The sequence below is a fragment of the Blautia sp. BIOML-A1 genome (genome assembly GCF_009883055.1).
In the GTDB taxonomy this organism is placed as follows: Bacteria; Bacillota; Clostridia; order Lachnospirales; family Lachnospiraceae; genus Blautia_A.
The window spans coordinates 49,913-62,009 of the sequence record NZ_WWVR01000014.1 but is presented as its reverse complement, the minus strand read 5'-3'; the positions used below and the strand labels follow the sequence as shown (position 1 = coordinate 62,009).

The window sequence follows — 12,097 nt, the reverse complement described above, 5'->3', positions numbered from 1 at the left end:
TGGCAGCATAAACTGTCCGTATCCGGACAAGACAATAAGTAAGAAATATGCCCGTGTCCGGGCAAAAAATCGCGGGGCACGCGAGGATAGCTTGTAGATACTTGGCTCAGTAGAGCCATTGAGCAAGAAGCCCCCACTTCAAAATCAGAGATTTAAATGGTGGGAGCATGTCACTCCTTTGTTTAATCGTAAATCTTTTAGCCGTTCCTGTATTGTAGTAGCTCCGTTCATTGAAGCAGTTCCCCCTTCTGACAACATTTATAACCGTTGAATTGATTATACCATATCAATTCCGCAATCGTGGAAATTTCTGATTTTTACCCCTAATTCCTACTTTGTGGACATACGGCATAGGGCACAAAAATGTTCTATGATACAGGTAGTTCATCGATGGATTATTCCAATCGAATGACCAGCCTGTGTGGGATATGCTTCCCCGGCGATGTAGTGCCATGACTTTTGGCAGGGATGTGGAGGAACCCTGACCGAAACGAGCATACCAAAGGGAGCGATACGCCGCTGTGAGATTCAGGGGAGGAACGACACCGGGGAGAACTGGCGAACTGGCACCGAAATGATACCGAAACACGACAATCTGATAAGGGGACAGTCTACCCTGTCGCTGATAATTCGGGAGATTTTAAGCGGCTCTATGACCGTAATTTTGCCGAAAATCGCCCCGAAACCATACACTAAAACGAGAGGAAGCGCAATATGCCGAGAATGAGCAAAAAGAGGAAGCATGAGCTTTCTTTTTATCTCAACGACCGGGGGCGTGTCACTTACAACGAATTATGCCGGAAATGCCAGCATGGGTGCAGGCAGAGCTTCCGGGCGGTTGTGGTTGACTGCCCCCGTTATTTATCCAAACGGGCAAAGAAAAAGGAGGAACACACCGAATGAATTTTGAATTTATGACGATAGACACACCATTGCCACCCTGTATGCCATTTCCAAGAGCGTTGACAGGATTTCCAGTCAGCAGCACCGCAAAGGTCATGTACTGCCGGATGCTGGACGCTATGCTATCCAAAGGACAGGAGGACGAGAACGGAATCCTGTTTGTCTGCTTCCCTGTCACAGCCATTGCTATAGTCCTGTCCCGCAGTCCCATGACGGTCAAGCGTTCTCTGAATGAATTAGAAACTGTCGGACTTATCATGCGGGTGCGTCAGGGCATTGGAGAACCAAACCGGATTTATGTGCTGATACCGGGAAAGGAGGACGCTGCCCTTGTCTGATACCTCAAAGCTGGAAAAGCTCAACCGGGAGTTGGAAAAAAGCGAAAAGAAACTGCGGAAAGCCATCAATGATGAAAAGGCGTTGCAGCACCAGTTGAAGCAGCTTACCCGAAAGGAACGGACGCACCGGCTCTGTATCCGTGGCGGTATGCTGGAAAGTTTTCTGCAAGAGCCGGAACGCCTGACAGATGATGATGTCAAGGTGTTGCTCAAAATCATTTTTCACAGGCAGGACACGCAGGAATTATTGAAAAAACTGCTGGAACGGAAGAAGCCAGAAACCCCTTAGTTTACTAAGGGCGCAATTATACACCACCCAGAGGTTGGTGCATTGCGTTCTCCGAAGGCTCCTCGCCGGAGGGCTGTGATTTTCCGCAGTCATGGTCTGCTCCAAATCATACAGGGGACGCTACGCTTCCCCTGCGCTGGCTACCACCAGCTACCCTTTTGTGGACTTGCCATCTGGGGACACCTTGCGTTGCAAGCTGTTCCCAGCCGACAAGTTTGAAGTTATAAGTGGATTTTTGCGAAGCTGTATGATACTATTATTTTATAACGCTTTGAAAATTCGTGGATTACTTAACAAATTAGAAGGAGGTATTTTATATGTTTAAAAAAGCTTTTTGGGTTCCTTATGAGGATAGTGCCAATTACCCAACTCTTGCAAAAACTATGGAAGCAATTTTAAAGTATTGTGAAGAAAATGGTAAGTCTTATACATTTATTAACGATGACGAAGTGGAGATAAATGGAAAAAGATATGAAATATATAGGGGCTACGAAAATGGTAGTAGGGGAAATTACGGCATAAAATGTAAAGAAAAATAAATCCAGTTTGTTATTCTACACACATCGGGTCAACTTGTCCCGAACTTTCACAACTAAATACCCGCCGCTTACACAGCGGCACACCGAGCAGGAAATCTGAAAAAGGTCTCCTGCTTTTTTTCTGCCCAAAATGAGGTGGTAAAACGCCACCCCATCCACCAAGCATAGAAAGGAGGGATACGAAATGCCCTGTCCACACAACGAAATCTCGATTGTTCAGCGTAGCCAACAGCAGTCTGCGGTTGCCGCCGCTGCTTACCAAAGCGGCGAAAAGCTGTTCTGTGAATACGACCAGCAAGTGAAGCACTACCCGGAAAAGCGTGGTATCGTCCACAATGAAATCCTGCTCCCACCTAATGCCCCACAGGAATATGCAGACCGCAATACCTTATGGAACGCCGCCGAAGCGGTGGAGAAGCAATGGAACTCCCAGCTTGCAAGGCGGTGTGTGCTTACCATCCCCAGAGAGATACCGCCCGACCAGTACGCTGTCCTTGTCCGGGAGTTTTGCCAGAAGCAGTTTGTTTCCAAAGGCATGATTGCTGATTTTGCTATCCATGACCCCCATCCGCCGGGACATAATCCCCACGCCCATGTCCTGCTGACCATGCGGGCAATGGACGAACATGGGAAATGGCTTCCTAAGAGCTGTAAGGTTTATGACCTTGACGAGAATGGGGAACGGATAAAGCTGCCATCAGGCAGATGGAAAAGCCACAAGGAGGATACGGTGGACTGGAACGACCAGAAGTATTGCGAAATCTGGCGGCATGAATGGGAGGTCATCCAGAACCGCTATCTGGAAGCCAATGACCGCCCGGAGCGTGTGGACTTGCGTTCCTATGCCAGACAGGGGCTTGATATTATCCCTACTGTCTATGAGGGGGCGGCTGTCCGGCAGATGGAAAAGCGTGGTATCCAGACGAATATCGGCAACCTGAACCGGGAAATCAAAGCCGCCAACAGCTTAATGAAGTCCATCCGGCAGCTTATCCAAAACCTCAAAGGCTGGATTACCGAGCTGGGCGAAAAACGGAAAGAGCTGCTTGCACAAAAAGCGGCGGAGGAAGCGACACTTCTTCCCAATCTGCTGATGAAATATATGGAGATACGAAAGGAAGAACGGAAGGACTGGACAAGGGCTGGACAGAACCGGGGGACTTCACAGGACTTAAAGGCAGTCAGCGAAGCCCTGTCTTATCTCCAGCAAAAGGGGCTTTCCACTGTGGAGGACTTAGAAGCATTTCTGGAATCTTTCGGGAAATCAGCCGCCGATTACCGCAGTCAGATGAAGCCAAAGGAAGCCCGCAGCAAAGTGATTGACGGGATTCTTGCCAGCCGGACAGACTGCAAGGAATGTAAGCCTGTCTATGAGAAGTACCAGAAGATATTTTTCAAGAAAACAAAGGAAACATTCAAACAGGAACACCCGGAGGTTGCCCGATATGCGAAAGCCGCCGCCTATCTTGCCAAGCACCCGGACGATAAGGATAAAACGAAAAATGAGTTACAACAGGAGCATGAAACGCTTCTTAGCGAAATCGCAGAGCTGAAAGTACCGCTGACCGGGGTACAGGAGGATTTGAAGAAGCTGCGGGACATCCGCTACTGGGTACGGAAAGCCACACCCGGCACAGAGGAAAGCAAAGAGTCGCCCAGGAAGCAGCTTATCAAGGAAGTCTTGCAGGATAAGGCTGACGAGAAAAAAGCACAAAAAACCGCCCCGGCGCAGACGAAACACAGACAACAGGATATGGAACTTTAACAGGCACTTGCCATTTTCAAGCAGAGAATGTCAGGTGCTTTTCTTATTTTCAAGGAGGGATAGATTTGAATGTATTTGAAGCTGTGAAGCAGTCCGTCACAACAAGACAGGCTGCGGAGCATTATGGAATCCATGTAGGTCGGAACGGGATGGCTTGCTGCCCGTTCCATCACGATAAAACCCCAAGCATGAAGCTGGATCGGCGTTACCACTGCTTCGGCTGCGGTGCAGATGGGGATGTGATTGATTTTGCCGCCGCCCTGTATGGGCTGGGAAAGAAACAAGCCGCCATACAACTGGCAAATGACTTCGGGCTTTCCTATGAGGACTGGAAGCCGCCGGGAAAGGCAAAAAAGCCCAAGCCCCGGCAGAAATCCCCGGAGGAACAGTTTCAGGAAGCAAAGAACCGCTGCTTCCGTATTCTTGCCGATTATCTCCATCTGCTTCGGGCATGGAGAAAGGATTATGTCCCGCACTCCCCGGAGGAAGCCTTTCATCCCCGGTTTGTGGAAGCCTTACAGAAGCAAGCCCAAGTGGAATATCTGCTGGATGTGCTTCTGTTCGGGGAAACAGAGGAAAAAGCGGCTTTGATTACGGACTACGGAAAGGATGTGATACAGCTTGAACAGCGAATGGCAGAGCTTGCAGCCGCAGACGCAGCAAGAACTAAAAAACACCATGAACGCCATGCAGCCGCCACAGAGCGTTGAGGAAATCAAGGCGGGACTGGAAACCACCGAGAAAGGCGGTGTCCGTCAGAGCATACGGAACTGCCTGACCGTATTCCAGCGTGACCCGCTGCTTTCCGGGGCTATCGCATACAACATCCTGACCGACCGCAAGGACATCATAAAGCCCATCGGTTTTCAAAGAGAAAGCACCGCCCTGAACGATACGGATATGAAGTATCTGCTTCTTTATCTGGAAGAAACCTATGGGCTTACCAATGAGAAAAAGATTGATAACGCCATCGGGATTGTGGCGAATGAAAACAAGTACCACCCCATCCGGGACTATCTCAATACCCTGGTGTGGGATGGGACAGAACGAATCCGTTTCTGTCTGCGGCACTTTCTGGGGGCTGACGCAGACGATTACACCTATGAAGCGTTGAAGCTGTTCCTGCTGGGTGCAATCTCACGAGCCTTTCAGCCGGGATGCAAATTTGAAATCATGCTCTGTCTGGTAGGCGGTCAGGGGGCTGGCAAGTCCACCTTCTTCCGTCTGCTGGCAGTCCGGGATGAGTGGTTCTCCGATGATTTGCGGAAGCTGGACGATGACAATGTGTACCGCAAGCTGCAAGGTCACTGGATTATTGAAATGTCAGAAATGATGGCAACCGCCAATGCCAAGAGCATTGAGGAAATCAAGTCATTTTTAAGCCGGCAGAAAGAGGTCTACAAGATACCTTATGAAACCCACCCGGCAGACCGCCCCCGTCAGTGCGTGTTTGGCGGCACTTCCAATGCCCTTGACTTCCTGCCCCTTGACCGTTCCGGCAACCGTCGCTTTATTCCCGTCATGGTGTACCCGGAGCAAGTCGAGGTTCACATTTTGGAGGACGAAGCTGCTTCCAGAGCCTATATCGAGCAGATGTGGGCGGAAGCGATGGAGATTTACCGAAGCGGCAGGTTCAAGCTGGCTTTCAGCCCCACCATGCAGCGGTATCTCAAAGAACACCAGCGGGATTTTATGCCGGAGGACACCAAAGCCGGAATGATACAGGCGTATCTTGATAAGTACACCGGGAGCATGGTCTGTTCCAAGCAGCTCTACAAGGAAGCCTTGAACCATGCCTTTGACGAGCCGAAGCAATGGGAAATCCGGGAAATCAACGAGATTATGAACCAGTGCATTACTGGCTGGCGGTACTTCCCGAATCCAAGAATGTTTTCCGAATATGGCAGACAAAAGGGCTGGGAGCGTGAAAACCCGGCAACGGACTCCGGCAACCCGTCTGAAAAAACGATGGACGGTTTTGTGGAGGTCACAGAACAGATGGAGCTTCCATTCTGAAAATGACAGCCCGTTGCATCCCCTGTTGCTATCCCGTTGCCGCGCCGGTTGCCGGGGAAAACCCCGAAACTATTAGCTTTTCTCCCTTATAACAACCAAAACAACAGAAAAATAAAAGAAAAGTATAAATAGTAAGTAGTGCCAGATTGAGATTGTTTGCAAGGTCTTTTGAAGCCCGTTGCCGGACTTCGTTGCCGACACCCTCTGTCTGGCTATTTTCATGTATGGAGGATAACTGCCTATGGCGAATAATAAGATGAATATTGAAGGAAAAAATTACTCGGATGTTCCGGTGTGGCGTAGATATACGCTTACCATTGAGGAAGCAGCCAGATATTATCATATCGGCGAAGGAAAATTGAGAACGCTTATTGACACACATCCCAATGAGGATTTTTATGTGATGAACGGCAATCGTGCCCTCATTAAGCGTGAGAAATTTGAGAGGTATCTGGATCAGGCTACTGCTGTGTAAACAGAGCTGACAGATTTACCGATTTCACATGATATAACTATGCGGAGAGCTGGATTTGTGCTATGATAAGAGCGCAAGTCTGGCTCTCTTTTTTGAAAGGAGAGTTCACGATGAGTGAGAAAAGACGAGATAACCGTAATCGGATTTTGCGAGAGGGCGAGTACCAGCGTAAAGATGGGAGGTATCGGTTCCGCTATATTGATGAGGACGGAAAAGAGAAAAATGTATACAGTTGGCGTTTGGACAAGAATGACCCAATGCCAAAAGGGAAGAAGCGGGAGCCTTCCCTGCGTGAGAAAGAAAAACAGATTGAAGCGGATTTGTTTGACCGTATCGTAACAAACGGCGGCAACTATACTGTTTTGGAACTGGTAGAAAAATATGTTTCATTGAAAACAGGAGTTCGTCACAATACGGTTGCCGGATATAAAACGGTCATCAATATGCTGAAAAAAGAGAGTTTTGGGAATCTGCGAATTGATAAGGTGCGTTTGTCAGATGCAAAGGCATGGTTGATTAAGCTCCAGCAGATTGATGGACGGGGATACAGTTCCATTCATTCTATCCGGGGAGTTCTAAGACCGGCATTTCAGATGGCAGTCGATGATGACCTGCTTCGTAAAAATCCATTTGAATTTGAGCTTGCATCCGTCATTGTCAATGATTCTGTTACCAGAGAAGCGATTACCCGAAAGCAGCAGAGAGATTTGCTGAAGTTTATTCAGGAAGATAAGCATTTCAGCAGATACTATGATGCAATCTATATTCTTTTTCACACAGGGCTTCGTATCTCAGAGTTCTGTGGGCTGACAGTTTCAGAAATTGAGTATGGAGAAATGCGTATCAAGGTAGACCATCAGCTACAGCGTACTGCACAGATGCAGTATGTGATCGAAGAACCGAAAACAGACAAAGGTATTCGATATGTACCGATGACAGAAGCTGTTGCAGCGTGTTTTCGCAGAATCATTGCCAACCGAAAGACGCCAAAGGTTGAGCCGATGGTGGAAGGATATGCCGGATTTTTGTTTCTGGATAAAAACGATATGCCGATGGTTGCCCTTCATTGGGAGAAGTATCTGGAGCATATCATTCAGAAATACAATAAAATTTACCGTATCCAGATGCCGAAAGTTACCCCTCATGTATGCAGGCACACCTTTTGCTCTAATATGGCAAAATCCGGGATGAATCCAAAAACCTTGCAGTATATCATGGGTCACGCAGACATCAGTGTAACCTTGAACACTTACACCCATGTAAATTTTGATGATGCAAAGGAAGAAGTATATCGGATAGCGAATAGTTAAAAAAGCCCGTTGGTAAGGACGCTTGCTTTACCAACGGATTTACCAAGATTGCAGGGAAAAACATAAGAAAATACGAGAAGATTTGAGAAGATACCTTAAAAAGAAAGGAAAATTCAAAAGTCGGAAAACCCTGAAATATCAAGTGTTTGAGAAGAAATACAAGACTTAAATGGAGATATAAAAAGATGATAAAAATACTTTTTATTTGCCACGGCAGTAGTTTGTTTTAATCTCTAAAGTTCTGTATATCATGGAGTTATCTGTGAGAACAACTTATATTTGTACCAGTTTTGTACCAATGAAATTGTGAAAAGAAGTGACATAACATTTAATAATCATATAGCGTATACAAAAATTGGACTGAAAAATCAGTCCTCTTTTTTTTATCCGCTATTATTCTGATAAAGTGTCGTCCATGTTTCTAAGGGCATAAACTATCATCTGATTAATCATTTCATTTCGGCTGATGCCAATGGTTGCTGATTTATTATCTATGTCTCTTAATATTTCTATTGGAATGCGTAAAGATATTACTTCTTTTTCTGGTTTGTAAGCAATGAATTTTTCCAATTTATGCACCACCTCTCTTGATAATTGTAGTTTATTTTGATATGATAATATATATTCAGAAAACGAATACTAAAACGATATTAAAATACGAATACACAGGAGGCAGTGTATGGCACTGGTAAAATGTCCAGAATGCGGAAGAGAAAATGTTTCCGATACCGCAGAAGCTTGTCCTAATTGTGGTTATGCAATAAAGAACCATTATCAAAGAGTAAGGGAAGAAGAAGCTAAACAGGCTAGATTGAAAGCAGAAAATGAAAAGAGAATTTTAGAAGAACGGCAAAAAAAGGCTACAGAAGAACAACGTCAGAGAGATGCCGTTACAAAATTGGAAATGCAGATAAAAGGCAATACAAGAACAATTCCTGTTCTGGCAATTTTAACATTGCTTTTTGCTGTCTTAACGGTTTTGAGTTGGAATTACAGTGAGAACGGTGATCTGGGGTTTGCAATACTGTTCTGTGGTTTTGCAACATTCTTTTGTGGAATAGCCTGGATTGTTACTATCTATGCAAAAAATCAAGCACGTGAAGACCTTACACTAGTAAAACAAAGCGTAGATAGTTATGAGAAGAAAGTTGAAGAACGCAAGGTCAGGGCGGCAGAGTTGGCAAAAAAACAACAGGAATTGCAAGATGCTCAGCACCCTAAATGCCCGAATTGTGGAAGTAAAAATACTAAGAGAATAACGGTTACTAATAGGGCAGTGTCAACGGCTACTTTAGGCGTAGCTTCATCCACAATAGGAAAACAGTATAAATGTAATCGGTGTAAACATATGTGGTAATATGCTTATTTTAAAGAAAGAAAAACAGGGGCGGTTAAAATCCCCTGTTTTTTGCTTCATGTGTGATTATTGTTCCGTTAAAGTATCTGAATATCAAGCATTCATTGGTATAGTCGGTAACGCAGAGAGAGGTTTGATTGATTTTGGTTATGGTTATTTTATCCATGAAAAAGTGCCGTTTAATATATTGCAGAACTTTGTATTGTTCGATTGTATCAACATGAATGTACATGCTACTTCCCTACCTGCCTGTCTTTCCGACCATTTATAACACGGCTGATTGTCATTTTGGAAACATTGAATTGTTCGGCAATATAAGCCATTGTATAACCGTCATCAAACATTTGCTTGATAGTCGCCTTGTCATTGTTGGTTAATTTGTTATTATGATTTACCGTTTGCAGTTGTTCAATAAGGTAATCTGGTAATTGCAATGCAGATATTGCCTTTTTCTGTACACCTTTCATTGTACTTCGTGCGGCTTCGGATGTAATACCAAGGTATGTTGATATAGCTTTAAAACCATATCCACTTAATCGTAAATGTAGAATCACGGATTGTTTTTGTGTAAGTGACAAACATTCTATCATCTGGTCTATATTTTGCGCTGTAGAAATATCCGCGCTATATAGTGTACCTTGTCTTCCAATACTGTGATTTAATACCGTATTTTCAACACTGTCATAGGGGGAAACCATAGCACAGCCACCTAGATCAGCATATTTGATTAAGCGTTTATATACCTGTGTTTTCTCGCCTGTTTCGCCATCCTGTGCTATTTCTTCTAAATATGTATATCCGTTCCTTGCGTCTGTGCTCATTGCTCGGCTGTTTTCTATCTCACGCCTAACAGATTTGTAAACTTCTTGTATAGGAGTGGTTTCTACAGTTTCCCAACCGTTAACGCTGTCTGCTTTTTTTATCCAGACTTTCTTCTTCAATCGACGTTCTTTGTATGGGGATTCCATAAATTCCACAATATTTCCATGTTGCTTTGTCTGATTTATAAGTGTTGCAGATGCCGTGTGAACTAAGTCCATTCCGTCTCCTAGTGGGTTGCGTATTAAATATTCAAGATCACGTGAATCAGTTACTGTACCAGAGTTAACCAGTCTTAAAGTTGAATAATCTTTACATAATTCGGATTTTAAATCTGCAAGTTGCGGATTGCCTGTTTTAAGTACAGCTATTTTTAAAACGGCACAAGCTATAGAAAATGATAATTCATACAGAATATCAGTATATTCTTGCGTTGAGGTGTTCTGGCAATGTGCTTCGTACTCCTTAATCAATTCTTGAAAATTATTTGTTTGCATTAGTGTGTTCCTCCTTGTATTCCTTGATAAGTTTGTCAAGTGTTGGTCTGCTGATTCTTAATTCTTTTGCAAGTGCTACTTTGGATATTTCCCGACGTAAATAACGCTGATATCCGTTTTCAAAATTAGGAACGTTTTTTCGTTTTCCCCCTGTATATTTCCCATTCCTTTTTGCTATAGCTATTCCCTCACGTTGACGTTCCAAAAGATTGTATCTTTCAAATTCATTGATTGCGCCAATCATGGTTAGCATCAACTTCCCCGTAGGGGTGGAAGTGTCGATATTTTCTTTATTGCTGACAAGATAAATATTTTTCTGTGTAAGCTGTTCTACAATATCCAAAAGGTCTTTGGTAGAACGTGCTAACCTTGAAAAATCATGTACATGAATTGTATCTCCCTCCCGTGCAAATTCCAGAAGTTCCTGTAATTTTGGGCGGTTTGTATCTTTTGCTGAAATCTTTTCAATGAACCATTTCTCAATGGTAAATGGTTTCATTGCTTCGATTTGTCGTTGTTCGTTCTGTTCCACGGTGGAAACTCTGATATATGCAATGTTCATAGTGAAATGCTCCTTTGTAAAATTGAAATCATGACATACCATGCAGATTGTAAAAGATAGCGAAAAGCAATGTTGATTTTACAGAATTATCTGCATGGAATAATGTCAAATTACGGTGTAGTCTGTTTTATCTGCAATACTTATCTGCAAGATAGAGGGCAACTAATCCCAGTGGAGGAAAAAGTGTAGAGATAACACAGACACCAATATAAATAAAAAACTTTTCCATGGTATGTTCCTTTCTGTGTGGGGCGGTTGGTGTACCGCCCATAAGATATTAAGCAAGTATATAGTCAACAGCTTTCTCTGCTTGGCTTGAAGCTGAAATGATAAAGCGATTATCGTTCTTAAGTACGTTCAACCAATTCTGGATATATGCAACGCTGTTAGTAAAAGTTCGCTTTGTTTCAATCTCCAATGTGGAAAGTATCGTTGCACTTCCTATTTCTGCAACTAATTCTTCTTTGGAATATGTTTCACTTCCGAATGAAGCAACAGCAGTGGTTTCAAGTCTGTTCAATCTGTTCTTGTGTCCTGTACTATGTACTAGTTCATGGAATGTAGTTGAGTAGTATTCATTGATGTGTTGATACTGTTCTTTCATTGGAACGACAATTGTATCTCTGCTAGGGCTGTAGTAGGCTTCGTTACTTGCTTGTTCATTGAAGTTGATTGCTTCTCGTGTAACATAGTCAAGTATAAGTTTATCGGCATCTGCAATCGGCTCTACTTCGTGGAAAGGTTCTTCTAATGGCTTTACGCCGTCCACCTGTGAAATATGGAATACGCTGACGTATCTAAGATACGGAACAGTTTTCTTTTCCAGTTCACCGTCGTTGTTTTCCTTTTCAACCTCCAATATTTTCCAGAATACGACTATCTCCGCTTTTTCTCCTTTGCGAATTTTACCGCCTAATTCAGTCCATTGTTTAAAACTGGCGTATTCCCCGTCATGTTTAAGAAGCATCTGATTTAATAAGCTGTAGGGTTTCCGGCTGATTCTGTTGAATGCTTTTGTTCTGATACCTGTCCATGGCTTATGCCATGGAATAACCCCCTGTTTTAACTGTTCGATGATTCTATTTGTTACGATCTGGTATACATTGTTTTTCATGGTATTCTCTCCTTTATCTCTTGATATGATGGAGTGAATACGATATAATCAATATAGGCATTCACTCCTTTGAGTAGTAGTGTTGTGCTTAGGTCTACACTTTGTTTTGGTCG

The 12,097-nt window shown here is 43.9% G+C and carries 14 protein-coding genes; 10 read left to right on the top strand and 4 right to left on the bottom strand.

Translation table 11 applies throughout. The annotated features are described in order from the left end of the window. Positions 1-714: 714 nt before the first annotated feature. The 9 genes from GT674_RS08585 to GT674_RS08540 all read left to right on the top strand — a co-directional run bounded on the left by GT674_RS08585 (position 715) and on the right by GT674_RS08540 (position 7,635). Positions 715-903 carry a hypothetical protein gene (locus GT674_RS08585; protein ID WP_002592123.1) on the top strand — a complete coding sequence of 63 codons (189 nt, stop codon included), beginning with the start codon at positions 715-717 and terminating at the stop codon, positions 901-903. After that, on the top strand, positions 900-1,241 hold the full coding sequence (locus GT674_RS08580; protein WP_161285307.1) for a DeoR family transcriptional regulator: 342 nt from the start codon (positions 900-902) through the stop codon (positions 1,239-1,241). Before GT674_RS08585 ends, GT674_RS08580 begins: the two co-directional genes overlap by 4 nt. After that, positions 1,234-1,530, top strand: coding sequence for a DUF3847 domain-containing protein (locus GT674_RS08575; protein ID WP_161285306.1), 297 nt, complete (start codon positions 1,234-1,236; stop codon positions 1,528-1,530). Before GT674_RS08580 ends, GT674_RS08575 begins: the two co-directional genes overlap by 8 nt. Positions 1,531-1,847: 317 nt before the next feature. Then, entirely contained in the window at positions 1,848-2,069 is a 222-nt protein-coding gene (locus tag GT674_RS08570; protein ID WP_161285305.1) for a DUF4318 domain-containing protein, read from the top strand. 184 nt (positions 2,070-2,253) lie between these two features. After that, complete coding sequence (mobQ, locus tag GT674_RS08565) at positions 2,254-3,834, top strand: MobQ family relaxase (protein WP_161285304.1); 1,581 nt, start codon at positions 2,254-2,256, stop codon at positions 3,832-3,834. 65 nt (positions 3,835-3,899) lie between these two features. Beyond that, positions 3,900-4,544, top strand: coding sequence for a CHC2 zinc finger domain-containing protein (locus tag GT674_RS08560; protein WP_161285303.1), 645 nt, complete (start codon positions 3,900-3,902; stop codon positions 4,542-4,544). Further along, positions 4,513-5,850, top strand: coding sequence for a virulence-associated E family protein (locus tag GT674_RS08555; protein ID WP_161285313.1), 1,338 nt, complete (start codon positions 4,513-4,515; stop codon positions 5,848-5,850). The genes GT674_RS08560 and GT674_RS08555 overlap by 32 nt, the downstream gene beginning before the upstream one ends. Positions 5,851-6,091: 241 nt before the next feature. Continuing rightward, the gene (locus tag GT674_RS08545) at positions 6,092-6,325 is read left to right on the top strand and encodes an excisionase (protein ID WP_004612442.1); all 234 of its coding nucleotides are present in this window, start codon (positions 6,092-6,094) and stop codon (positions 6,323-6,325) included. 110 nt (positions 6,326-6,435) lie between these two features. Beyond that, a complete protein-coding gene (locus GT674_RS08540; protein ID WP_015552607.1) occupies positions 6,436-7,635 on the top strand; it encodes a site-specific integrase in 1,200 nt (399 codons plus the stop codon). Positions 7,636-8,028: 393 nt separating this feature from the next. On the opposite strand, the gene GT674_RS08535 is transcribed toward GT674_RS08540, so the two are convergent. Next, the gene (locus tag GT674_RS08535) at positions 8,029-8,205 is read right to left on the bottom strand and encodes a CopG family transcriptional regulator (RefSeq protein WP_118197743.1); all 177 of its coding nucleotides are present in this window, start codon (positions 8,203-8,205) and stop codon (positions 8,029-8,031) included. A 109-nt stretch (positions 8,206-8,314) separates the two neighbouring features. Here GT674_RS08535 and GT674_RS08530 point away from each other — a divergent pair, with 109 nt between their 5' ends. Beyond that, positions 8,315-8,992, top strand: coding sequence for a zinc ribbon domain-containing protein (locus GT674_RS08530; RefSeq protein ID WP_161285302.1), 678 nt, complete (start codon positions 8,315-8,317; stop codon positions 8,990-8,992). Positions 8,993-9,225: 233 nt separating this feature from the next. On the opposite strand, the gene GT674_RS08525 is transcribed toward GT674_RS08530, so the two are convergent. From GT674_RS08525 to GT674_RS08515, 3 genes are all read right to left on the bottom strand, one after another. After that, entirely contained in the window at positions 9,226-10,308 is a 1,083-nt protein-coding gene (locus tag GT674_RS08525) for a helix-turn-helix domain-containing protein (RefSeq protein ID WP_161285301.1), read from the bottom strand. Next, on the bottom strand, positions 10,295-10,870 hold the full coding sequence (locus GT674_RS08520; protein WP_161285300.1) for a recombinase family protein: 576 nt from the start codon (positions 10,868-10,870) through the stop codon (positions 10,295-10,297). Before GT674_RS08520 ends, GT674_RS08525 begins: the two co-directional genes overlap by 14 nt. Positions 10,871-11,147: 277 nt before the next feature. After that, complete coding sequence (locus GT674_RS08515; RefSeq protein WP_161285299.1) at positions 11,148-11,984, bottom strand: ArdC family protein; 837 nt, start codon at positions 11,982-11,984, stop codon at positions 11,148-11,150. Positions 11,985-12,097: the final 113 nt, after the last annotated feature.